The sequence below is a fragment of the Staphylococcus debuckii genome (assembly GCF_003718735.1).
Lineage (GTDB): Bacteria > Bacillota > Bacilli > Staphylococcales > Staphylococcaceae > Staphylococcus > Staphylococcus debuckii.
Genome location: NZ_CP033460.1, coordinates 950,323 through 974,732 on the forward strand (window position 1 = coordinate 950,323; position 24,410 = coordinate 974,732).

General features: G+C 36.1%; 26 protein-coding genes. 16 read left to right on the plus strand and 10 right to left on the minus strand.

Going from position 1 to position 24,410, the window contains the following annotated elements; translation table 11 throughout:
• From CNQ82_RS04410 to CNQ82_RS04445, 8 genes are all read left to right on the plus strand, one after another.
• A complete protein-coding gene (locus CNQ82_RS04410) occupies positions 1 to 966 on the plus strand; it encodes a 2-hydroxyacid dehydrogenase (RefSeq protein WP_123144256.1) in 966 nt (321 codons plus the stop codon).
• Positions 967 to 1,382: 416 nt separating this feature from the next.
• Positions 1,383 to 1,535, plus strand: a complete 153-nt coding sequence (locus tag CNQ82_RS04415; protein ID WP_123144257.1) for a teichoic acid D-Ala incorporation-associated protein DltX — start codon at positions 1,383 to 1,385, stop codon at positions 1,533 to 1,535.
• A gap of 15 nt (positions 1,536 to 1,550) precedes the next feature.
• Entirely contained in the window at positions 1,551 to 3,005 is a 1,455-nt protein-coding gene (dltA, locus tag CNQ82_RS04420) for a D-alanine--poly(phosphoribitol) ligase subunit DltA (protein WP_123144258.1), read from the plus strand.
• Positions 3,005 to 4,219, plus strand: a complete 1,215-nt coding sequence (gene dltB, locus CNQ82_RS04425) for a D-alanyl-lipoteichoic acid biosynthesis protein DltB (protein ID WP_123144259.1) — start codon at positions 3,005 to 3,007, stop codon at positions 4,217 to 4,219. Before dltA ends, dltB begins: the two co-directional genes overlap by 1 nt.
• A gap of 21 nt (positions 4,220 to 4,240) precedes the next feature.
• Entirely contained in the window at positions 4,241 to 4,477 is a 237-nt protein-coding gene (gene dltC, locus CNQ82_RS04430; protein ID WP_095106356.1) for a D-alanine--poly(phosphoribitol) ligase subunit 2, read from the plus strand.
• On the plus strand, positions 4,474 to 5,628 hold the full coding sequence (gene dltD, locus CNQ82_RS04435) for a D-alanyl-lipoteichoic acid biosynthesis protein DltD (protein WP_123144260.1): 1,155 nt from the start codon (positions 4,474 to 4,476) through the stop codon (positions 5,626 to 5,628). Before dltC ends, dltD begins: the two co-directional genes overlap by 4 nt.
• Positions 5,629 to 5,808: 180 nt before the next feature.
• Positions 5,809 to 7,833, plus strand: a complete 2,025-nt coding sequence (locus CNQ82_RS04440; protein ID WP_123144261.1) for a heavy metal translocating P-type ATPase — start codon at positions 5,809 to 5,811, stop codon at positions 7,831 to 7,833.
• 130 nt (positions 7,834 to 7,963) lie between these two features.
• Positions 7,964 to 8,731, plus strand: a complete 768-nt coding sequence (locus CNQ82_RS04445) for a MerR family transcriptional regulator (RefSeq protein WP_123144262.1) — start codon at positions 7,964 to 7,966, stop codon at positions 8,729 to 8,731.
• 69 nt (positions 8,732 to 8,800) lie between these two features.
• On the opposite strand, the gene CNQ82_RS04450 is transcribed toward CNQ82_RS04445, so the two are convergent.
• Complete coding sequence (locus CNQ82_RS04450) at positions 8,801 to 9,043, minus strand: NifU family protein (protein ID WP_002481635.1); 243 nt, start codon at positions 9,041 to 9,043, stop codon at positions 8,801 to 8,803.
• Positions 9,044 to 9,136: 93 nt separating this feature from the next.
• Here CNQ82_RS04450 and CNQ82_RS04455 point away from each other — a divergent pair, with 93 nt between their 5' ends.
• Both CNQ82_RS04455 and CNQ82_RS04460 read left to right on the plus strand, forming a co-directional pair.
• Positions 9,137 to 9,457 carry a YuzD family protein gene (locus tag CNQ82_RS04455; RefSeq protein ID WP_123144263.1) on the plus strand — a complete coding sequence of 107 codons (321 nt, stop codon included), beginning with the start codon at positions 9,137 to 9,139 and terminating at the stop codon, positions 9,455 to 9,457.
• A 93-nt stretch (positions 9,458 to 9,550) separates the two neighbouring features.
• A complete protein-coding gene (locus CNQ82_RS04460) occupies positions 9,551 to 9,982 on the plus strand; it encodes a GNAT family N-acetyltransferase (RefSeq protein WP_123144264.1) in 432 nt (143 codons plus the stop codon).
• A 60-nt stretch (positions 9,983 to 10,042) separates the two neighbouring features.
• Here CNQ82_RS04460 and CNQ82_RS04465 read toward each other — a convergent pair whose 3' ends face one another.
• On the minus strand, positions 10,043 to 11,107 hold the full coding sequence (locus CNQ82_RS04465) for an NAD(P)/FAD-dependent oxidoreductase (protein WP_123144265.1): 1,065 nt from the start codon (positions 11,105 to 11,107) through the stop codon (positions 10,043 to 10,045).
• Positions 11,108 to 11,354: 247 nt separating this feature from the next.
• Here CNQ82_RS04465 and CNQ82_RS04470 point away from each other — a divergent pair, with 247 nt between their 5' ends.
• The 6 genes from CNQ82_RS04470 (at position 11,355) to CNQ82_RS04495 (ending at position 17,040) form a co-directional block, all read left to right on the plus strand.
• Positions 11,355 to 11,591 carry a YuzB family protein gene (locus CNQ82_RS04470; RefSeq protein WP_015899802.1) on the plus strand — a complete coding sequence of 79 codons (237 nt, stop codon included), beginning with the start codon at positions 11,355 to 11,357 and terminating at the stop codon, positions 11,589 to 11,591.
• A 43-nt stretch (positions 11,592 to 11,634) separates the two neighbouring features.
• The gene (locus CNQ82_RS04475) at positions 11,635 to 11,994 is read left to right on the plus strand and encodes a HesB/IscA family protein (RefSeq protein WP_095106340.1); all 360 of its coding nucleotides are present in this window, start codon (positions 11,635 to 11,637) and stop codon (positions 11,992 to 11,994) included.
• A 351-nt stretch (positions 11,995 to 12,345) separates the two neighbouring features.
• Entirely contained in the window at positions 12,346 to 13,551 is a 1,206-nt protein-coding gene (locus tag CNQ82_RS04480; protein ID WP_123144266.1) for an NAD(P)/FAD-dependent oxidoreductase, read from the plus strand.
• 100 nt (positions 13,552 to 13,651) lie between these two features.
• Positions 13,652 to 15,154 (plus strand): M17 family metallopeptidase, encoded by a 1,503-nt coding sequence (locus tag CNQ82_RS04485; protein ID WP_123144267.1) that lies wholly within the window; start codon positions 13,652 to 13,654, stop codon positions 15,152 to 15,154.
• Positions 15,155 to 15,321: 167 nt separating this feature from the next.
• On the plus strand, positions 15,322 to 16,638 hold the full coding sequence (locus CNQ82_RS04490; protein WP_123144268.1) for a Na+/H+ antiporter family protein: 1,317 nt from the start codon (positions 15,322 to 15,324) through the stop codon (positions 16,636 to 16,638).
• Between the two features lie 30 nt (positions 16,639 to 16,668).
• On the plus strand, positions 16,669 to 17,040 hold the full coding sequence (locus CNQ82_RS04495) for a PaaI family thioesterase (RefSeq protein WP_123144269.1): 372 nt from the start codon (positions 16,669 to 16,671) through the stop codon (positions 17,038 to 17,040).
• 196 nt (positions 17,041 to 17,236) lie between these two features.
• Here CNQ82_RS04495 and CNQ82_RS04500 read toward each other — a convergent pair whose 3' ends face one another.
• From CNQ82_RS04500 to CNQ82_RS04535, 8 genes are all read right to left on the minus strand, one after another.
• Positions 17,237 to 18,385, minus strand: a complete 1,149-nt coding sequence (locus tag CNQ82_RS04500; RefSeq protein ID WP_123144270.1) for an NAD(P)-binding domain-containing protein — start codon at positions 18,383 to 18,385, stop codon at positions 17,237 to 17,239.
• A gap of 137 nt (positions 18,386 to 18,522) precedes the next feature.
• Positions 18,523 to 18,891 carry a Na+/H+ antiporter subunit G1 gene (locus CNQ82_RS04505; protein WP_123144271.1) on the minus strand — a complete coding sequence of 123 codons (369 nt, stop codon included), beginning with the start codon at positions 18,889 to 18,891 and terminating at the stop codon, positions 18,523 to 18,525.
• A complete protein-coding gene (locus tag CNQ82_RS04510) occupies positions 18,869 to 19,165 on the minus strand; it encodes a Na(+)/H(+) antiporter subunit F1 (protein WP_095106330.1) in 297 nt (98 codons plus the stop codon). The genes CNQ82_RS04505 and CNQ82_RS04510 overlap by 23 nt, the downstream gene beginning before the upstream one ends.
• Positions 19,165 to 19,644, minus strand: coding sequence for a Na+/H+ antiporter subunit E (locus CNQ82_RS04515; protein ID WP_123144272.1), 480 nt, complete (start codon positions 19,642 to 19,644; stop codon positions 19,165 to 19,167). The genes CNQ82_RS04510 and CNQ82_RS04515 overlap by 1 nt, the downstream gene beginning before the upstream one ends.
• Position 19,645: 1 nt before the next feature.
• The gene (locus CNQ82_RS04520; protein WP_123145645.1) at positions 19,646 to 21,142 is read right to left on the minus strand and encodes a Na+/H+ antiporter subunit D; all 1,497 of its coding nucleotides are present in this window, start codon (positions 21,140 to 21,142) and stop codon (positions 19,646 to 19,648) included.
• Complete coding sequence (gene mnhC1 / locus CNQ82_RS04525) at positions 21,135 to 21,479, minus strand: Na+/H+ antiporter Mnh1 subunit C (RefSeq protein WP_095106328.1); 345 nt, start codon at positions 21,477 to 21,479, stop codon at positions 21,135 to 21,137. Before mnhC1 ends, CNQ82_RS04520 begins: the two co-directional genes overlap by 8 nt.
• The gene (locus CNQ82_RS04530) at positions 21,479 to 21,907 is read right to left on the minus strand and encodes a Na(+)/H(+) antiporter subunit B (protein WP_123144273.1); all 429 of its coding nucleotides are present in this window, start codon (positions 21,905 to 21,907) and stop codon (positions 21,479 to 21,481) included. Before CNQ82_RS04530 ends, mnhC1 begins: the two co-directional genes overlap by 1 nt.
• Entirely contained in the window at positions 21,888 to 24,305 is a 2,418-nt protein-coding gene (locus tag CNQ82_RS04535; protein ID WP_123144274.1) for a Na+/H+ antiporter subunit A, read from the minus strand. The genes CNQ82_RS04530 and CNQ82_RS04535 overlap by 20 nt, the downstream gene beginning before the upstream one ends.
• Between the last annotated feature and the right edge of the window lie 105 nt (positions 24,306 to 24,410).

A 24,410-nucleotide genomic window follows, 5' to 3' on the forward strand; every position in this document is an offset into this window, starting at 1 on the left:
ATGACCAAAGTGTTAGTGACACGGAAAGTACCAGATCGTTATATAGAACAGTTGAAAGAATTTGCGGAGGTTAAAATGTGGGACGAAGAATTTGTCCCTATGCCTCGCAAAGAATTCTTGGAAGAGTTGAAAGATGCAGATGCATGTTTCATTACTTTAAGTGAGAAAGTCAATGAAGAAACATTGGATGCCGCACCTAAATTGAAAATTATTGCCAATTTAGCTGTAGGTTATGACAACATTGATATCCCGTTAGCTGAAGAACGTGGTGTGACGGTTACCAATACGCCGGAAGTATTAACCGAAACCACAGCAGAACTAGGATTTACTTTGATGCTTGCAACAGCACGTAGAATTGTTGAAGCGGAACAATATATCCGAGACGGCAAATGGAAAAGTTGGGGTCCTTACCTTCTTGCTGGTAAAGATGTTCACGGTTCTAAAGTCGGAATTTTCGGGATGGGCGATATAGGCAGAGCATTTGCGCGTCGTCTGAAAGGTTTCGAAGCAAATGTAATGTATCATAACCGCAGCCGTCATCGTATTGCTGAGAAAGAACTAGGAGTATTATATGTCAGCTTTGATGAATTGCTTGAAAATAGCGATTTCGTAATCTGTACTGCACCATTAACACCAGAAACGAAAGATAAATTCGATCGCGCTGCATTTAAGAAAATGCGTAGTGATGCTATCTTTATCAATATCGGACGCGGTGCTACAGTTGTAGAAGAAGATTTAATTCAAGCGTTAGAAGAAGGCGATATTGCCGGTGCTGGTTTAGATGTATTCAGAGAAGAACCGATTGTACCAGATCATCCTTTATTGAAATTATCTAATGCAGTGGTATTACCGCACATCGGCAGTGCTTCTGTTGTAACAAGAGATAGAATGATTCAGCTATCTGTTAATAATGTGAAAGCTGTGTTGCAAGGACACCCGCCTATCACACCTGTAACAGATAAATAATTAGATTGAGCAGCATTTCTCTTTTGAATAAATTGAGAATGCTGCTTTTTATTATTTTTTTCTTTCTACATCTTAAGAATGATGGAGAAAATAAAAGTGAGTATTACAATAATGTTATAGATATAAATATTACCTTTTTGTATGGTTAGAAGTAAACTAAATGAGTAAATTTTTTTAGACGAAGCAAAAATTTCTGTATCAAGTGAATTTATTTGATTGTTAAACGCCCGCCTATCAAGAGGTAGAGCGATTGGAAGCGGTTATTTTTTTCTCTATTCATGACCAATATAATTGAAAAATAATGTGAAAAACATTATAATGAATTATATTTTTGTTGAATTAGGGTAGTAGTTTATTAAGAAACTTCCATGTCACACTTGTACCAAGAAAAATTAATATAGCAAGAGGGGTGCTACATGAAATCCAAAGAACCCGAAACAAAATTAGAAACATTTCAAAAGTTAAAGCCATATTTATTAACTGCTCTTTATTTAGCGATATTCATTACTCTATACCTAATATATGGATCAGGAGACACGCATAATAACTTTATTTACAATGAATTCTAATTAAAGGAGAAAGTTATGAAAGATATTATTAATGTATTAAAAAGCATTGTTAAAGAGAAACCTGATAATATTGCTGTAAGACATACAAATGAGACATTGTCTTACCAAGAATTAGATGATTTATCAGACCGCCTTGCTTTCTTAATTAAAGAAAGTCAGCAACCGATAGTCCTATACGGACATATGTCTCCTTATATGATTGTCGGCATGATAGGGGCTATTAAAGCAGGTTGCGGTTATGTACCTATAGATACATCAGTGCCTGATGATCGTACAGCTATGATTATCGAAAAGGCGGCGCCAGAATACATTTTAGATGCAAGTCAAGAAGCATTTGATTTTCAACGTGGCAAAGTTATTACAATTGAAGATATTCAGAACACGACACTATCTGAACCTGTTGAATCACGCATGTCACCAGAAGATATTGTTTATACGATTTTTACTTCAGGTTCTACAGGAGAGCCAAAGGGTGTACAAATTCAGTACAGCAGTTTAATTGAATTTGCAGAGTGGATGAACGACTTAAATCAATTAGGAGAAGACCAAGAATGGTTGAATCAAGCGCCATTTTCGTTTGATTTATCAGTGATGGCGATTTACCCTTGTCTCTTTACAGGCGGCACATTGAACCTAGTAGATAAAGACATGATCAAGAAACCGAAGCTCTTAAATGATATGTTGCAGCAGACACCGATAAATGTTTGGGTCTCTACACCTTCATTTATTGAAATGTGCTTATTGTTGCCTACTTTAGAGGAAAAACAATATCCAAGTCTGAAAGAATTCTTCTTCTGTGGTGAAATTTTACCGCACAGAACAGCTAAAGCACTTACAGAACGTTTCCCATCAGCAGTGATTTATAATACTTATGGACCGACTGAAGCAACTGTGGCGGTGACAAGTGTCCAAATCACACCAGAAATCTTGGAACAATACAATCCGCTTCCAGTGGGACAAGCAAGACCTGGAACAACTTTATCTACAACAGATGAAGGTGAACTTGTGATTGCAGGAAACAGCGTCAGTGCAGGTTATTTAAAAAACAAAGAAAAGACAGATGCAGTATTTAGCTTAGAAGGCGATACACGTACTTATCATTCAGGTGATAAGGCGAAATTCGAAGATCAACAATGGTTCATTCAAGGACGTATTGATTTTCAAATTAAAATGAACGGTTACCGTATGGAACTTGAAGAAATTGAAACTATTTTACGTCAATCAGAGCACGTCAGAGAAGCAATCGTGGTTCCTATTTACAAAAACGGCAAAGTCACACAATTGATTGGTGCAGTAGTACCAGCAGAAACAGTGGAAGATAATGCAGAACTTTCACACGCAATCAAAACTGATTTGAAATCCAGCTTACCTGAATACATGATTCCAAGAAAATTTGTGTGGATGGATCAGTTACCATTAACTTCGAATGGTAAAATAGACCGTAAGAAAATAGCAGAGGAATTGAATTAATGACACCATATGGCACATTCACCTTTTTCTTAATTGCTTTTATCTTGCTCATACCGGTTATTATATTAGGATTTTTAGGTAAGCGAAGCTATATTTATAACGGTATTAGCACAGCAATAATGATAGTTATTATTTTTTCATCCGATAAATTGAATTTTTTCGGAAATAAATATTTGAGTGTACAGCTAGTTAGTTTTATCATTTATATATTATGGCAAGCAGCTTTGATTATGTGGTATTACTACTCACGCCCGAAAAATAATTCATTTATTAAATTCTTTATCGTGATGGCCTTGTCTATCTTGCCACTTGCCTTAGTAAAGATATTTTCAAGTTCGTGGTTAGGTGGCCAACAAATCCAATTTCATGAGCACAAGTTAATTGAATTCATCGGTTTCCTAGGGATTTCCTATGTTACCTTTAAAAGTGTTCAGCTGATTATGGAAATTAGAGATGGTTCGATTAAAGAAATTAAATTAGGAAAACTCTTCCAATTTATTTCTTTCTTCCCAACGATTTCGTCCGGTCCTATCGACCGTTACAAACGTTTCGTAAAAGATGATAAAAAAGTTCCGACTGGAAATGAATATCGAGAGCTGATTTTAAAAGCAATTCATATGATTATGCTCGGCTTCTTATATAAATATATTATCGCGTACTTTGTAAATCAATACGGCGTAATGCCGTTGCAAATGCATCTTCATGGATTTGTTAAATATTGGTTATATATGTATGCCTATAGCATGTATTTATTCTTTGATTTCGCTGGATATAGTTTATTCGCGATAGCAGTGAGTTATATATATGGTATCAAGACACCGCCGAACTTCAATCAACCATTCAAGTCTAGAAATATTAAAGATTTCTGGAACAGATGGTATATGACTTTATCATTCTGGTTCCGCGATTGTATTTATATGAGATCTTTATTCTTTATGTCTAAAAAGAAATTATTGAAAAGCCAATTCGCTATGTCTAATATTGCTTTCTTCCTGAACTTTTTCATCATGGGAGTTTGGCACGGACTAGAAGTGTATTACATTGTTTATGGACTCTACCATGCGGCCTTATTCATCGGCTATGGTTATTATGAACGTTGGCGCAAGAAACATCCGCCACGTTGGCAAAATGGTTTTACAACCGCACTAAGTGTTATCATTACATTCCACTTTGTCACATTCGGATTCTTAATTTTTTCAGGAAAACTGATTTAATCAAAAAGGAGATTTATTATTATGGAATTTAGAGAACAAGTTTTAGATTTATTAGCAGAAGTTGCAGAAAATGATATTGTGAAAGAAAATCCTGATGTGGAAATTTTCGAGGAAGGTATCATTGATTCTTTCCAAACTGTAGGTTTATTATTGGAAATTCAAAATAAATTAGGTATTGAAGTGTCTATTATGGACTTTGATCGTGACGAGTGGGCGACTCCTAATAAAATTGTTGAAGCTTTAGAAGAACTTAGATGAAGCAAAAACTAAAACCGTTTTTACCGATTTTTATCAGCGGTGCAATATTTATAATTTTTGTATTGCTGCCATCAAGCTGGTTTACAGGATTGGTCAATGATAAAACTTTGGTAGATAATCGTATGTCTTTGACAGACCAAGTATTGAAAGGAACTCTCATACAAGATGAGTTGTTCCATCATAACAAACAATTCTATCCTATTTATGGTTCAAGTGAACTAGAAAAAGATGATCCATTTAATCCAGCCATTGCTTTGAATAAGCATAATTCTCCAAGACAGGCCTTCTTATTAGGTACTGGAGGTAATACTGATTTGGTAAATGGCGTGGAATTAGCATCTCAATACGACGATTTGAAAGGCAAGAAAATAGCTTTTATTATTTCGCCGCAGTGGTTTACAAACCATGGATTGACCAATCTGAACTTTGATGGGCGCATGTCTCAAAATCAAATTAATCAAATGTTTAATCAAAAAAACATGAGTGACGAATTGAAACAACGTTACGCTAAAAGATTATTGCAATTTAAGAACGTCCACAATAAAGCATTTTTAAGAGACGTGGCTAAAAATCACGGTGAAACAGATGGTAATTATATTTCTTCTTTTAAAGAAAATCAATTAACAAAAATTGAAGCGATTAAAAGTTTAATGAACTTCAAGAAAGTGCCGTTAGAACATGTAAAACCTGTGACATCTAAAGATGCTTCATGGTCTGAAATGAGAGATGTTGCTACACAATATGGCGAAGCACATTCAAAATCTAACGAATATCATATTCGTGATAAGTATTGGAAATTGATTAAAGCACATAAACGTCGAATGAATCGAGACTATGAATTTAATATCAATTCTCCAGAATTTAAGGATTTAAAATTATTAGTAGATACGATGCATGAAGCAGGTGCAGATGTTGAATATATCAGTATTCCAGTTAATGGTAAATGGTACGATCATATTGGTGTTGATCGTGATAAACGCCAACCTGTATACGATAAAATTCATCGCACTGTTGTAGATAACGGCGGTAAGATTTACGATTTAACAGATAAAGATTATGAGCCTTATGTCATTACTGATGCTGTCCATATTGGATGGAAAGGTTGGGCTTATATTGATGAACGTATTGTTCATCATATGAAAGAAAAATAGTTTGAATGGAAGAGGCAAGATACAATGATAAAACGTTGTATCTTGCCTCTTTACTTTTGAATTATACCCTATAAGGGTATAGACGAGTATACTATTCAAGTACCATAAAAATAATGAGCGCTTTTTGTGTTTAATAGATACTTAAAGTTAATTGTGAAGATAGGAGAAAGGAGTTTTAGTATGGCGCAAAAACATGACTCAATGCACATGCATGATCACCATAATATGCATCATCAAAATCATATGGGTCACCACCATCATGGCGATTTTAAAAAGAAATTTTTAATCTCATTAATATTTGCGCTTCCTATTATTATTTTATCGCCGATGATGGGTCTGCACTTGCCATTTCAATTTAAAGGTTCTGATTGGGTAGTATTAGTATTTGCTACCATTCTGTTCTTTTATGGGGGTCATCCTTTCTTATCAGGAGCTAAAGATGAATTGAAAGAGAAAAAGCCAGGTATGATGACACTTATTGCTTTAGGTATAACTGTCGCATATATCTATAGTCTATATGCATTCTATCTTAATCATTTTAGTAATACTTCTTCTCATGCTATGGACTTTTTCTGGGAACTAGCAACTTTAATTATCATTATGTTGTTAGGTCACTGGATTGAAATGAATGCTGTAGGCAATGCAGGCAACGCTTTGGAGAAAATGGCAGAGCTGTTACCAAATAAAGCAGTTAAAGTAGATAAAGACGGCAACCATGAAACAATCCAAACTTCTGATATAAAAGATGGGGACATCATTGAAGTCAAATCTGGAGACAGTATACCCGCAGATGGTATTATTATCAAAGGAAGTACTGATGTAGATGAATCATTAGTAACTGGCGAATCCAAGAAGATTCCGAAACATATCGATGACAAGGTTATTGGCGGTGCGGTTAATGGCTCAGGTACAATTCAAGTAAAAGTTTCTGCTGTAGGAGGGCAAGGCTATTTATCACAAGTAATGGAAATGGTTAATCAAGCGCAAGATGATAAGTCTCGAGCAGAACTTTTATCTGATAAAGTTGCAGGATACCTCTTTTATTTTGCGGTAAGTGCAGGTCTTATTGCATTTATCGTATGGATACTGATTACCCATAATATTGATTTCGCACTTGAGAGATTGGTAACGGTATTGGTAATAGCATGTCCGCATGCATTGGGCTTGGCTATACCGTTAGTTACTGCACGTTCAACTTCAATTGGTGCGCATAATGGTCTTATTATTAAGAATAGAGAAGCTATAGAGATTGCGCAGCATTTAAACTATGTCATGATGGATAAAACAGGTACTTTAACTAAAGGTGTGTTTACAGTTAATCACTATGAAAGTTTAAATAGTCATTTAACAGATGACGAAGTATTGCAATTATTTGCATCATTAGAAAGTGCCTCTAATCATCCGTTAGCAACTGGTATTATTGAATATGCAAAATCTAAAGAAGTTAAAATTGAAAATCCAGAAGATGTTCAGACAATTTCGGGTGTGGGATTAGAAGGAAAAGTGAATGGACATAGTATTAAGATTGTTAATGAATCGTATTTGAAAAAGCATCAATTTAAACATGATGAATCATTATTTACACGTTGGGCAGAAAAAGGTAACTCAATCAGCTACTTGATTGAAGGTGATTCCGTTGTTGGTTTTATTGCTCAAGGTGATCAAATCAAAGAAAGTTCTAAACAAATGGTTTCAGATTTAATAGAACAAAATATTACTCCTGTAATGTTGACGGGGGATAATCAAGAAGCAGCTAAGAGTGTTGCAAAAGAATTAGGAATTAAAAATGTCCACTCTGAATTATTGCCGGAAGATAAGGAAACCATCATACAAAATTATCAAAAAGATGGGAGTAAAGTTATGATGGTGGGAGATGGTATTAATGATGCACCTAGTTTAGTTAGAGCAGATATTGGAGCCGCAATTGGAGCAGGTACAGATGTTGCAATAGATTCTGCTGATATTATCATCGTCAAAAGTAATCCTATTGATATTATTCATTTCCTTACACTATCTAAAAATACAATGCGTAAAATGGTCCAAAACCTTTGGTGGGGTGCTGGGTATAATATTATTGCAGTACCACTAGCAGCGGGTGTATTAGCATCTGCAGGTTTGACACTATCACCGGCAGTAGGAGCTGTGTTAATGTCGCTCAGTACTATAATTGTCGCAATTAATGCCTTTACATTAAAATTGGATTGAATTTTGAAACTCGAGCTGTCTTAGCAGTTCGAGTTTTTTACGTTTATTAAACAGTAATTCAGAAAATGAAAAAAGTTATTGACCTTTACGTCACGTAAAGCTTTAAGATAAAAATATAGGAGGTGACACAATGGATTATTCTATAAGCGAAGTTGCAGAAATGACAGGACTAAGTACTCGAACTTTACGCTATTATGATGAAATTAATTTATTTACTGCTCGGAGAGGAACAGAAAATGGTTATCGCATTTATCAATCAGAAGATTTAGATGTTCTGCAAGTAATTATGTTTTTAAGAAAGATGAAAATGCCTTTAGAACAAATCAAAGCAATTATTCTTAATGAAGAAAATGATTTCAATCAGTTATTGAAAGTACAAAAAGAAAGACTGATGGAAAAGCAAGCTGAAATAACTGCACTAATTCATTTAATTGATACTACGTTAGCAAACAAACAGGAGGGAAAGGTAATGTTAGACAAAGAAAAATTTGAAGCTTTCAAACAGGAGAAAATTAATGAAAATCGCAATCAATTTGGAGAAGAAGTAATTGAAAAATATGGGCATGAGGCGTTAGAAAAATCAGAACAAAATTGGCAACATCTTTCTCAAATAGAATATCAGTGTGCAGAAGAATGTGAGTTGGCAATAAAAAGAGGATTGCAAGAATTACTGAAGCGTAATCATGAAAGTATGGATAAAGATATCGCTAAAGAAGTATTCAAAGCACATGCTGAGTGGCTGAAACTAATGAGCGGACAATATAGTGAAGGTTATCATCTTGCAATGGCAGACTTGTATGTTGATGATATACGATTTACAGCTTATTATGATAATTTAGTGGGGGAAGCAGGAGCTGCCGCATTGCTCAGCCGTATTATAAAACAGCATTTTGATTAATAAAAAAGAAGCATCAGCTGAATCAACCATCAGCTTAGCTTCTTTCATAGCGCTATTTATCTGAATGCTTTAGAATACTTGTTCCACTTCAACAACACCAGGTACTTCTTCAAGCAACGCACGCTCGATACCTGCTTTTAAAGTGATTGTTGAACTAGGGCATGTATTGCATGCACCGTGAAGTTGTAATTTAACGATACCGTCTTCGACATCAATCAATGTGCAATCGCCGCCGTCACGTAATAAGAACGGACGTAAACGCTCAATAACAACTGCAACTTGATCAAACATTGTTGTATTTTCAGTTGGCATGGATATATCTCCTTCCAAGTATATAATTTCATTTTTCTGCTTGTTCATTTATTATAATAGATAAAGACAAAAAAATCTATGGAGGGACGCTAAATGACTAAAGTAAGTGTAGTGGTTTATGGGGCTGATGTAGTATGTGCAAGTTGTGTTAACGCACCAACATCTAAAGATACATTTGATTGGCTGCAAGCATTATTAAAACGAAAATATCCAGATATTAATTTCGAATATACGTATATTGATTTTCAAAAGGATACTGAAAATTTATCTGATCATGATCAACAGTATATTGAACAACTAGAAAATGATGAGTTATTCTATCCGCTGGTCACAATGGATGACATGTTAGTAGCGGATGGTTTTATTCAATCCAAACAAATTACACGTTTCGTTGACGAACATTTCGAAAGTTAAATATGAGATTTTAAGAACAATAGGGCGACTTATATTAAGTTGCCTTTGTTTTTATATCTATTTTTAAATGATAAAGGAAGAGAAGGATGTATTATGACATTATCTAAAAGGAAACTTCAAGAAAAAGATTATGACATAGCTTTAGAGATATGGGAAAGCGCTGTAAAAGCCACTCATGATTTTTTAAAGGAGAAAGATAGATTAGAATTAAAAGCTGAAATTCCAAACTATTTTAAATTAGTAGAAGCTTATTTGTGGTTGGATAATCAACAAGTCATAGGTTTTTCAGGAACACATGAGCAAAATTTAGAAATGTTATTTATTGAGCCGAAATATTTCAATAGGGGTTACGGTACAGAAATAGTTCAATATCTCATTCGCGAAGGAAAGGTACAATACGTCGACGTTAATAAGGATAACGCTCAAGCTTTGAAATTCTATTTAAAAAATGGCTTTGCAATACATAGTGAATCTCAAAAAGATGATCAAGGAAGAGATTATCCGATTTTGCATCTCAAATTGTAATTGATACAGCAAAGAGGCCAGGACACAACCATGTCTTGGCCTCTTTAACAATCAATACTTTTATCCGTTATGATATTTATACAACCATAAAATTCCTGATTTCATAATTGAAGCAATACGACCTGTAAGCGGTCGATCTAATACATAAGCGAACCCTTTTTTGTCGCCTAAAGAACCAAAGAATCCTTGAATTTTCAATTCAGGCATTTTATCTGGAAGTGCTTCGTTTTTCCATTGTTTCATCATAACATCTGCAATCTGATCACCTTGAATTTCAGCAAGTTGTGCACTTGGTGCGTGTGGTAGGCTTGCACAGTCGCCGACTACATATACATTTTGATATGTAGGGATTTGATGATATTGGTTTACAATGACTTGACCATTTTTGCTGACATCGACAGGTAAATTTCTAACTACTGAAACTGGATGGATACCTGCTGTCCAAACAACGATATCTACATCTTCAGGTTCGTCATGATTATAAATCTTTCCAGGTTCTACTTTATTGATATTAGAATTAGGAATTACCGTAACGTTATTTTTCTTGAACCACTTTTCGATATAATGACTGAGTTTCTCTGGGAAACGTGCAAGAATACGTTCACCGCGGTCGTAAAGTCTGATGTCTAAATCAGAACGACTTTCGCGTAATTCACTCGCTAATTCAATGCCGCTTAAACCTGCTCCCACAATTGCTACCTTAGAACCAGTAGGTAAGTCGCTGATTGTATGATAAGTTTTACGTGATTTTGCTAATGTTTGAATACTGTAAGTGTATTCTTCAGCACCTGGTACATTATGATATTTATCTTCGCACCCCAACCCGATAACGAGTTCATCATAATCTACTTTAGTATCACCGACAGAAATAATTTGTTCATCTAAATCAATTGCTGAAATTTCCCCGTAAACAACATTCAGCTTTTTAGATTCCGGAAACTGTAATCGTACATCTTTATCTGATTTAGTACCTGCTGCAAGAGCATAATATTCTGGTTTCAAACCATGATAAGGCATACGATCAATCAAAGTGATAGTGTAATCTTCAGGTAATTCATCAGGCAGGATATGCGAAAGAATACGCATATTGCCATAGCCGCCACCTAACAATACTAAATTCTTCATTCCGATAACCCCTCTTATCTAGATTAATATAACGCTGCATCACTGCATGGTGCCTGATTATTATGAAAGTACGTAACCAACGTCATTTGCTTATTTTTAAAAATATGCTTTCATTTATTATAATCTTTTTTAAACCACCAGACAAACAATCTTTTACCGGAAAAATAATTTCAATTTGTACTGAGAGAGAATCCGCTAGAAATATGTTATAATAATAGCACTCAAAACTATAAGAGGAGTTCAATTAATGAATCCAATAGTAGAATTTTGCATATCAAATATGGCAAAAGGCGGAGACTATGTGTATAACAAACTTGATCAAGACCCCGGCGTAGACGTATTAGAATACGGATGTCTGCAAAATTGCGGTGTTTGTTCAAGTGGGTTGTATGCACTGGTTAACGGTGATATTGTTGAAGGAGACTCGCCAGACGATTTATTGCAAAATATTTATAAGCATATAGAGGAAACTTGGATTTTCTAGTTTCAATTTTTGACGAAGCAGAATGAACTAGGAGGGATTAAATATGCCAACAGTAATTCTTACTGAAGCGGCAGCATACGAAGTGAAGAGTATGCTTGAAAGCAATGACATGCCAGACGGCTATTTAAAAATTAAAGTCAACGGTGGCGGTTGTACTGGATTGACTTATGGTATGACAGCTGAAGAGGAACCTGGCGATAATGATGAAATTATCGAATATTATGGTTTAAAAGTGTTAGTTGATAAATATGATAAACCTGTATTAGAAGGTACAACAATAGATTTCAAACAATCACTTATGGGTGGTGGCTTCCAAATCGATAATCCGAATGCAATTGCTTCATGCGGTTGCGGAAGCTCATTCCGTACAGCTAAAGTAGCCGGCAATCCAGAAGACTGCTAAGTGATTAATAGTGAAAAATAGCGGGATGAAACAGTAGAGATTATATCTACTGCCAGGGTGGAACGGTGAAATAATTTTACTCAATATTTATTTCTGTTCCGCTCTTTTTTTGTCTAATAATGGTTTTACTTTGAAAATTTAAGTAAGTATGACCATAATAAGACTATTAGGGTATCAGTAAATTCTGAAATTATGAATGCTTTTCTTCCTATTACCTTGAAAAAATGACTGAATAATTATAAGATGAAGAGGAATGACATTTGTCTTTATTTGACATTTTTTTCAATCAAATGGGGTATATTAAGAAAGCGTATTCTATTACAAATTTTTAAGAAAGCATAGGTGAATAAAATGGCTGAAACAAAAAAAGTTATTGTTTTAGGGGCAGGTTATGCAGGCTTGCAAACTGTTACAAAATTACAAAAGATTTTACCAGCTGATGAAGCTGAAATCACTCTAATCAATAGAGATGATTATCACTATGAAGCAGTATTATTACATGAAGCTTCAGCAGGTACTGCGAATTACGAAGATATTATTTATCCAATTGAAAGTACTATCAACAAAGAAAAAGTAAAATTCCTTAAAGGCGAAGTCGTTAAAGTTGACCCAGATGCTAAAGTTGTAGAAACAAACAACGGCCGTTTCAATTATGACGTTCTAGTTGTTGCTTTAGGTTGGGTAAGTGAAACATTTGGTATTAACGGTATGTTAGAACATGCTTTCCAAATTGAAAATATCCATACTGCACGTAAATTATCTCGTCATATCGAAGATAAATTTGCTAACTATGCATCTTCTAAAGAAAAAGATCCTAAAGATCTTGCATTCTTAGTAGGTGGCGCAGGCTTTACAGGTATTGAATTCTTAGGTGAATTAACAGCGCGTGTTGATGAATTATCAAATAAATATGGCGTAGATCGTGATAAAGTTAAAATCACTTGTGTAGAAGCAGCACCAACTATGCTTCCTATGTTTGATGATGAATTAGTAAATTATGCTGTAAATTACCTTGAAGAACGTGGCGTTGAATTCAAAATCGGTACACCAATCGTTGGTGCAAACGAAAAAGGTTTCGTCGTTAAAGTTGGAGACCAAGAACAACAATTAGAAGCGAACACTTCTATTTGGACTGCTGGTGTTCGCGGAAGTAAAATTATGGACGATTCATTCGATGGCGTTAAACGCGGTCGCTTAATTGTAAACCAAGACTTAACTGCTCCTGGTTATAATGAAACATTCGTAATCGGTGATGTATCAGCATACATTCCTGAAGGCGAAGAACGTCCATTACCAACAACTGCACAACTTGCAATGCAACAAGGTGAAAGCGTTGCTCAAAACGTTAAAAACATCTTAAATGGCCAACCTAAAGAACCATTCAACTTCGTTAACCGCGGAACTGTATGTTCATTAGGTGCACATGATGGTGTTGGTATTGTTTACGGTAAAAACATTACTGGTAAAAAAGCAGCATTCATGAAAAAAGTTATCGATACTCGTTCTATCTTCAAAATCGGTGGTATCGGTCTAGCATTCAAAAAAGGTAAATTTTAATAAAAGCTGACTCAACAAAGTTAAGTTTTATTAAACTAATAAGAAGGACAAAGGTTGGTAATACTGTGAGTATCAAGCAGTATGCCAACCTTTTTTCATAATGGAGGAGATAATCGTGCCTATACAATTTACATTTGATGAGCACAATGAATTGGCGAGTGATATTCTCATTGTCGGATTGCCTGATCATTTGAATCAGTTGCCGACATTGAATTTTCAAGATAAGAATCTGACGGAAGCGTTAGATACATATAAGCAGAAACACATTATAAGCAGTGAGACAGGTAAAATCAGTTCTACAAGATTTAATGAATCAGGGCTAGACATTCATCTGATTACTGTAGGCTTAGGTAATTTAAAGGAATTAACACGCATCAGCGCTATGAAAATTTTCGGCAGCTTGCTGCAGACTTTAAAAAGAGACCATATTACTGAGGCAGATGTATTATTCCAGTCATTCGCTTCAAAGGTTATCGAGAAAAATGAAATGGCTGAATTGTTTAGTTTACAAGCTAAGAAGGCACTCTATCATTTCAATAACTATAAAACAGATAAAAGAATTCCCTATCATTTGAATTTGAAAATTCATGGAGCTGAAGCGGATGAAATTACAGCGCTTAAAGATGGAGAAGTTATTGGAGAAGGTATCAAATTAGCCAGAGACTTCAGTAATATTCCGCCCAATATCTTAACACCTAAACATTACGCTGATTTGATTTGCGGCCATTTTGAAGAAACGGCTGTAGATGTGGAAGTGAAAGATGCTGAAACGCTTCAAGCTGAAGGATTTGGATTACTGCACGCAGTAGGTAAAGGCTCTGACTTTGGACCGAGACTCATTACTTTGACTTATAAAGGTGCAGATGATGATGTCGCGCCAATCGCTCTCGTAGGTAAAGGCATTACTTATGATTCAGGCGGATACTCTATTAAGTCGAAAACGGGTATGCAGGAAATGAAATTTGATATGTGCGGTTCTGCTAATGTGCTAGGGATGATAGAAGCGGTTCACCGTCTGGCTTTACCGATCAATATTGTAGGCGTTATTGCTTCTGCGGAAAATATGATTAATGGAGAGGCTATGAAACCTGATGATGTCTTTACAGCTTTAAATGGCGAGACGGTTGAAGTTTTGAACACAGATGCAGAAGGGCGCCTTGTCTTAGGAGATGCAGTCTTTCATGCAGCGCAGTATCAACCAAGATTGATTTTAGATTTTGCGACCCTGACAGGAGCAGCAGTGGCAGCATTAGGTGAAGATAAAGCAGCTGTGTTTAAGAATAATTCACAAGCTCCTTTAGAAGCCATAACTGAAATTGCCGGAGAGAATGGCGAATGGACATTTGAACTGCCGGTTACAGACTCTGAAAAACAATTGATTAAAAAAAGTGAAGTGGCGGATTTAGTTAACCATACGAATGGAATGGGCAAAGCGTTATTTGCGGCAGCCTTTGTAATGCATTTCAGCGGCAGCATCCCTCAATTACACTTTGATATCGCTGGACCAGCTACCACTCAACAAAATAATTACAATGGCCCTAAAGGACCGACAGGATATTTAATTCAAACGATTGTAGATTGGTTAAGAAGAGAAGCTAAATAAGATAAAGCCGGCGCTTAGATTGTACGTATTAATGTATAATTTAAGCGTCTTTTTAAAAGATTCATATTTTAAAAGAATCTAATTTTGAATATTGACTTTTAGAATTACCACTGTTATCATACAAACATAATGCTTTAGTTCGATAACGTAGTAAAGGAGAAACAGGAATGGTGAATGCAGTTGTAATAGCAGTATTATTAATGATAGTTTTATGTTTATGCAGACTGAACGTAGTATTAAGTCTGTTCATCAGTGGTTTAGTTGGCGGCGTAGTTGCAGGTATGCCGGTAGAAAAAGTAATTAAAGTCTTTACTGAAAATATTGTAGATGGCGCAGAAGTAGCATTGAGTTATGCCTTGCTTGGAGGTTTTGCTGCACTTATTTCCTATAGTGGAATTACGGATTATTTAGTAGGCAAGGTTATTGATATGATTCACGCAGAAAATAATAGAGTTTCTCGCTCTACAATCAAAGTGATTTTAATTGTATCTTTGCTTCTACTAAGTATGAGCAGCCAAAACTTAATTCCTGTACATATTGCATTTATCCCGATTGTGATTCCTCCATTGCTCAGTTTATTCAATGAATTAAATATAGATAGACGTCAAATTGCTTTAGTCATCAGTTTTGGATTATGTTTTCCATACTTCTTGATGCCATTTGGATTTGGACAAATTTTCCACCAAATTATTCAAACCGGATTTGCAAAAGCACATCACCCGATTGAATTTGATATGATTTGGAAAGCTTTATTAATACCTTCAATCGGATATATTGTCGGATTAGCCTTAGGTTTATTTGTATATCGTAAACCACGTCAATATCGTAATGATGAAGAACAAACAAATCAAGCACCGAAAGAATTGAACAAGTATATTTTAATCGTGACGATTGTGGCAATATTACTTACATTTATCGTCCAAATGATTACTGAATCCATGATATTTGGTGCACTTGCTGGGGTTATGGTCTTCTTTATTTCTCGAGCTTACAAATGGTTCGAATTAGATAAACAATTTACAGAAGGTATTAAGATTATGGCCTATATCGGAGTCGTTATTTTAACAGCCAACGGGTTTGCAGGCGTAATGAATGCGACTGGAGATGTTAAGACGCTGGTAGCTAATATCGCTTCAATTACAGGAGACCACAAATTAATTGCGATTATTTTAATGTATATCATCGGCTTAATTGTTACATTAGGTATTGGTTCATCCTTTGCGACAATTCCGATTATTGCAGCTTTATTCATTCCATTAGGAGAGCAATTAGGTATGAGTACAATGGCCTTAATTGCCTTGATAGGTACAGCAGCAGCGCTAGGAGATTCTGGATCGCCTGCCAGCGACTCAACTTTAGGACCGACTGCTGGTTTAGATGTAGACGGCCAGCATGATCATATTCGCGATACTTGTGTTCCGAACTTTTTATTCTACAATATTCCATTAATGATCTTCGGTACAATTGCAGCTATGATATTATAAAAGTAAATCTGAGATATGAGGTGTGCTGTAGTGACAAATTTACTGAAAACACTAGATATGGAAATTTTAGAAGTAAGAGAAGGCTATACAAAGGTGAAGATGCCTGTATCAGATAAAGTGAAGCAACCCTTTGGATACTTGCATGGCGGCGCTACGATGGCTTTAGGAGAGACGGCTTGTTCTGTCGGAGCTGCACATATAGTAGATACGGAAAAAAATATTCCAGTAGGGCTGGAAATGAACACAAACCATATAAGCTCTGCTACTGAAGGAAATGTTTTTGCTATTGCAGAATTGATTCATGGTGGTAGAACAACGCAAGTCTGGAATATAAATATTGTAGATGATAATGATAAATTAATCAGTGTGATGCGTGGCACGATGATGTTGAAAACACGTTGAAGAACAAGGGTGAGACATTAAGTTGGTCTCGCCTTTGCTTTTTAATTTGGTAATTTTTTAAAGTAGTAGGGGTTCCAAAGTGTCTAGACACTGGTGTCGAGCCTCGACACTTCGGCCCACTCAACACGACAAAATCTCTACATGAAACGCAGAAAAGGGGATTAAGACATGTAATTGTGTCTCAATCCCCCATTTTTTATGATACTTTTTCAACTTTATTCACAAATGCATTTGCTATACGACTTGCAGATTCGCGTCCGCCCATAACATTACGAGCAAATGGACCTAATTCTAAATCAGCTAAACCGCCAGAAACAAATAATCCTGGCAGCCATTCTAAGTCTTCAGAAATAGAAGGATAACCGGTTTTCGCAAGTGGTGCATCGTAAGTGTTGATTAATTTTCTGACAAGAGGTTGTCGCATTATAGTATTTTGGAATCCAGTAGCTAGCAAGATTCTATCATATTTATAATTTTTCTCTTCTGTAATGATTTCATGATTTTTAATAGCTTGTATTTCATTTTGATGAATCACAAGTTCACCTTGCTGTTTATGTTTTTTAAGTCGTAAGTAAAGCTCTTTCGGCATTGAACCTTTATGACGCTCATTTAAGATAACGTTCATTTTCTCTTCAGAAGATTCGAGTTCTCTAAAGTGCACCATATTTTTAGGACCTAACCAACCAGGGTCAGCATCAAAGTCGTGAATTTCTATAGGTTTTTTCAACCATAGATGCACTGTGTCAGTATCGGTTTTATTAATTAATTTTAATGTCAAATGTGCAGCTGAAATACCGCTTCCGACTACATGAGAAGTACCTTCATATTGAATAGTTTTTGATTCAAAAATATGTTGGACATCTGGTTGTGCTTGATACATTGGCGGAATATAAGGGCGATGATTGCAACCAGAAGCTAACACGACATGTTGGCTGACAACTTGTTCGCCACTATCTAAAGTTACAATCCATTGATTATTTTCTTTAGAAATATCTGAAGCGAAAGCTTTGATGTGACGTTTATTTAAATCATAGTCATGTAAGAGTTCATGAATGTGATCCATAAACATGTCACGTTGCGGTCTTTGATAGCGACCGTACGTGGCTCCCGTATATTGATTGCTTTTGGCGAATTGTTTTAAATGGAATGGATCCGGATGTACATGGTGTACATGCGGTGAACGTAGGAACGGCATACCAATACGGCATGAGTAATCGTCAAATTGTTCACATAGAGATTCATGAGGATCTATAATTGTTAAGTCTTCAGCAGGTAAGCCTGAAGCACGAAGTTTAATAGCTATTGTAACAGCGTGTATACCGCCGCCGATAATTGTCCAAGACATAGCGTCACCTTCTCAAATCGTAATAGTTTCGATTTATTTAATATACCATATAATCTATTACTGCTCAAGTTGACACAATAGAAAAAGCCTTGAGAAAGCCTAGTAAAAGGCTGGCTCAAGACTTTAATTCAAACTATTTATTTGCTGGCTGCTTTAGGTTTTTCTTCTTCAGGTTCATTAATTTCATCCAACTTTGTGGTTTTAGTGTAAGGTGTTTTAATTTTATAAGCCGCTCTGATAATTAAATGACTGGATAATGGACCAGTAATTAAGATAAATAAAATACCGATTAAGAGTTGCGGGTTAGTAAAGTGGTCTTTACCAATGAAATATAAGAATACCCCTAATAGTAAGCTCATTGAACCTAACGTAGAAGCCTTGCCTGCAGCATGTGCACGTCCGTATACATCACGTAATCTTAAAATACCGAGTGCAGAAAGGGCACTGATAAGCGCACCAATCACTACAAAGAAAAGTGACAGACTAATCATTATTGTGTCGATCATGTTCAATCACCTTGCCTTCCTGCATGTATTTCGCGAAGACTGCTGTTCCTAAAAAGGCGATAATACCAATTAAAAGAATGGTTACAATCATATACTTTGTATCTAAGAAGATACTGAATAGCGCTACGATGGCCATTAATTGAATACCAATCGCATCCAAAGCTACAACACGATCTGCCAAAGAAGGTCCAAGGATTACACGGACGAGCATTCCAAGTATTGAGAGTGCCACTACAATCAGTGCGATAACAATTACAATATTAAATGCAGACATTAGTATTCTCCCACCTCTCTAACAGCTTTTTCTAATGAAGATTTAATTCCTTCAATCTCTTCTTCTTTCGTACTGAAATCTAAACAGTGAATATAGATTTTGCGGTTATCATCACTTACCCCTAAGACGATAGTACCTGGAGTGAGGGTGATGAGTGTACATAACAAGACTACTTCCCATGGACGTTTCAAGTCTGTATCATAAACAAAAAAGGCTGGCTCGTTATCCATGTGCGGTTTCGTTACGATACGAATAACATCGATATTGGCTTTGACTAGTTCGATAAAGAAAATGCAACAAAGCTTCAATGCATAATAAAATGTAATGATATAAAAACGTCCTGGCAGAATTTTGCGCATTAAGAATACCAGTAATAATCCAAAAAGGTAACCGAGCACAAAATTGTTCAGAGTATAACTATCGTTGACGAAGAGCCAAAATACAGCAAGTAACATATTAACTACGATTTGAACTGCCATATTATTTCACCCCCAGAACGCTATCGATATAAGCTTTAGGATCATAGAATGTCACAGCAGCTTGTTTAAAGAATGGATATAACCAATCTGCCGCAAAACTGAAGACCACACAAAGCGCTACAGCTAGAATAGCGACACTCAATAAACCGCGATAATGCAATTTATGATTGATTTTGTATCCTTTCGCTTCGCCAAAGAAACCTTTGATGAAAATACGCATTACTGAATAAAGAATTAATAAACTGGAAAGTAATACGATAATACCACTGATATAAAATCCTTTTTCAAAGGCTGCGCGAACAATAAACATTTTTCCATAGAAGCCGCTGAACGGCGGAATACCGGCTAAATTCAAACAAGCAATGAAGAAAGTCCAGCCTAAGACTGGATAGCCTTTAATCAAACCGCCGAATTCTCTGATGTCGGTGGTCTTGGTGATTTTCAACATGACACCGATTAAGAAGAATAAGGCTGCTTTAATCAACATATCATTAACTGTGTAATATAATGCGCCGATGATGCCTTGTTCATTCATCATTGCTACACCTACTAAAATGATACCTACTGCAATCATAATATTGTAGATAATAATCTTTTTCGTGTCGTTATAACTGATAGCACCGATTGAACCGAAAATAATGGTCAACAGAGCCAGCATTAACACTGTATAGTGTGAGAATGAAAGTGTATTGACAAAGAATAAACTCAATGTTCTGGCAATTGCATAGACGCCGACTTTAGTAAGCAAGGCTCCGAAAAATGCGATAATCGCAAATGGTGGGGCATAATATGCTCCAGGCAACCATACATACATCGGAAAGGCGCCCGCTTTAGTTGCGAATACAAATAAGAACAGTACAAACACGATGCTGACAAGTCCGCTGTCTTTATCGGATAAATGCGCTAATTTACGGCTGATGTCTGCCATATTCAAAGTTCCGACTACAGAGTATAATATACCGACTGCCATAACGAAGAAAGCAGACGAAGCGACGTTCACCAGCAAGTATTTGATGCTTTCTTGCAATTGAATCTTCGTACCGCCAATTACTAGTAATGCATAAGATGAAATCAAGAAGACTTCAAAGAATACGAATAAGTTAAAGATATCTCCTGTGATAAAGGCACCGATGATACCTGTTTCCATAAACATGACGGCGAAATAATAATAATACGTTTCGCGGTGCAAGCCGATAGATTGATAGGAAAACAAAATAATTAAGATTGTCACAATAATACTTGTGATCACCAGTGTTGCACTGAATAAATCTAGTACAAATACGATACTATAAGGTGCTTTCCAAGAACCTAATTCTAATTTTAAAGGTCCATGATGCCATACATTGATAAAGTTGATGATGGCTAACGCTAATGCAACGAGCGAACCTCCAAGCGCCACAAATCGCTTAATAAACGGGCGCTTACCGATGAAGACCAGAATAATCGCTGTTAACATTGGTGCAAGAAGCATAGCTGCGAGTAAGTTATTCTCAATCATCATCTTCAGGCACCCCTTTCATACGTTCTACGTTGTCTGTACCTAGTTCTTTGTAACTTCTGAAAGCAAGTACCAGGAAGAATGCAGTAACTGCGAATGAAATTACAATTGCTGTTAAAATCAATGCTTGCGGAATAGGATCCACATAATTCTTTGTTCCAGGTTGAAAGATAGGCACTGCGCCGTCATTTAATCCACCCATTGTGATAAGGAATAAGTTAGCTGCGTGCGTTTGAACTGCGGTACCGATAATGATACGAATCAAGCTTTTAGATAAAATGAGATAGACGCTGATTGATGTTAAGATACCGCAGACGATAATCATAATTATTTCCATTACTCATTCTCTCCAATCGCTAAGATTATAGTCATTACCGTGCCGACAACTGCAAGCAGTACACCCAAATCAAAGAAGAGGGCAGTGTGCACTTGCATCGGTTTAAGTAACGGAAGCGGAATTTCAAACACGCGATGTGTAAAGAAATTTTTTCCGTATAACCAACTTGCACAAGGTGTTAAAGCACAAAACGTCAAACCGATTGCAATTAATTTTTTAAAGTCCCAAGGGAAGATTTTCCGCATCGTTTTTACGTCGAAGGCTACTGAGAAAAGTACTAGTGAACTTGAAACTAGCAATCCTCCAATAAAGCCGCCTCCTGGTTGATAATGTCCATTTAAGAATAACGAAAAAGCGAAAACCATAATCAAGAAGAAAATGATAATAGTTGAATATTGAAAGATGATATTATTTTTCTGTCTGTTCATTTTCTTCCACCCTTTCATAACCGTTTTTATGCTTAGAACGCAATTTGATAAGTGTATAAACACCTAATCCGGCAATACCTAATACTGATGATTCGAATAAAGTATCGGTACCACGGAAGTCAACTAAAATAACGTTAACCATATTGTTTCCGTGAGCTAAGCTGTGTACATTTGCTTTGTAGTAAGCAGCAATAGATTCAAAGTGCTGATTACCATAGGCAATTAAACCAAGTACTGTTACAGCAAGTCCAACACCAGCAGCAATAAGCGCATTACCAATCTTGAACGATCTAGATTCGTTATAACGGTTTAAGTTTGGTAAATGGTAGAAACATAATAAGAACAATGCTGTAGAAATCGTTTCTACCACAAATTGTGTTAATGCTAAGTCTGGAGCATTAAAGAAAATAAAGAATATTGCCATTGAGTAACCTACAGCACTCAACATGATAATACTGAACAATCTTGAACGTGCAAAGACGATCATTGTTGCTGAAGCCAGTATCATAATGACAATAATGATTTCAGTAGTACGTAATCGACTGACATGTTCAAAGTTCAAGCTGAACGGCATACAAAGTAAAGTAATTAAAGTCAAGGCAATCAAACTACCTAAAATGACAATTAACTTATTGCGAATAAAGCCGCTCATATAAGTGCGTGTAATTTTCTTCGAGTAGAATGGCATATAGCGTCCAGAGCGGTCATATAAATAGTTCAGCTCTAAACGTTCTGGAATCGCTTCGATAATTTTGACCCACTTATGATAGGCAAAGATTAGGCCGATGCCTGCTGCATAAATAAACAATGTAGCAAAGAATGCCGGTGTAAATCCATGGAATAAATGGAATTCAGCATGCGGAATATGCGCGTTGCTGATTGCACGGCTTGCTGGGTCTATAATTGATTGCGTTAAAATTGCCGGGAATAAACCGAACACGACAACTAAAATAGCAAGAAAAGCTGGCGCTATCCACATCATTACTGAAGGTTCATGCGGTTTATCTGGTAAAGATTCAGGTTTATAAGTGCCCCAGAAAATTTGGCCGATGAAACGTACTGAATAAACGAATGTAAATAAACTACCTACTATTGCTACAATAGGAATTAAGACACCTAAAGTATTTAAACTAAATAGGTGAGAGTGTGTCACATTGATCATCGCCTCTAAGAAGCTTTCTTTTGATAAGAAGCCATTAAACGGCGGTACACCAGCCATACTTAAAGCTGTGATGACTGTGATGGTGAAAGAAATCGGCATTACAGTCATTAATCCGCCTAGTTTGCGAACATCTCTTGTGCCTGTCTCATGATCAATGATTCCAGCAACCATAAAGAGTGCACATTTGAATGTTGCATGGTTGATTAAATGGAATACCGCTGCGATAAAAGCGGCAGCATAGAATTGGCTTTGTGCGCCTTGGTAATGGTAACTGACTGCTCCAATTCCTAACATTGCCATGACCATTCCTAATTGTGAAACCGTCGAAAAGGCTAAGATTCCTTTTAAATCAAGTTGTTTTGTTGCATTGAGAGAGCCCCAGAATAATGTAATTAAACCGATTGCTGTGACTGTCCAAATCCAACCTTCTGATAGTGCAAAAATCGGTGTGAGACGTGCAACTAAGTATATTCCGGCTTTTACCATAGTCGCTGAATGCAAGTAAGCGCTGACAGGTGTCGGTGCTTCCATCGCATCTGGCAACCAGATGTAAAATGGGAATTGTGCAGATTTTGTCATTGCACCAAAGAGTATTAAAATCATGGCCAAAATAAATGTTGGACTAGATTGAATCTCAGAGGCATGTGCAATGAGATGGCGAATACTTGTTGAATGTCCTGAAAGTGTCATTAAGATAAGGCCGCCGAGTAATGATAAACCGCCAAATACTGTAATTAATAACGATTTTTGAGCGCCATACAATGAAGCTTGTCTTGTACGCCAAAAAGAAATAAGTAAGAAACTAGAAAATGAAGTCATTTCCCAGAATAAATACAGCATAAAGACGTTATCAGATAAAACGACGCCTAACATTGCACCCATGAAGAGTAATAAATAACAGTAAAAATTCCCTAACTGTTCATTTTTGCTCAAATAGCTGATTGAATAAAAGGTAACAAGCGATCCGATACCTGTAATCAACAAGCTGAAGAGTAGACTGAGCCCATCCACATACAAATTAAAATTCATACCGATTTGCGGCATCCATAACAATTGTGCAAATCGATGATTACCTGACATAGTTGTCGAAATATAACTTAGAAAATAAATAAATAAGACAACGGGGACAGGCAATACAAACCATCCTATATGTATGCGTTTAACAAAACGATAAACAATAGGGATAATGAGTGCAAAGATGAACGGCAACAATACCGCTGCATGTAACCAACTCATTATTTGTCCTCCTTTGAATATAAGATATCCTCATTATACATCATTGTTAAGGCTCGAAAAACCTTGTTTTACGGTAACACGCTTACATTTACCGGAACTGTTAAA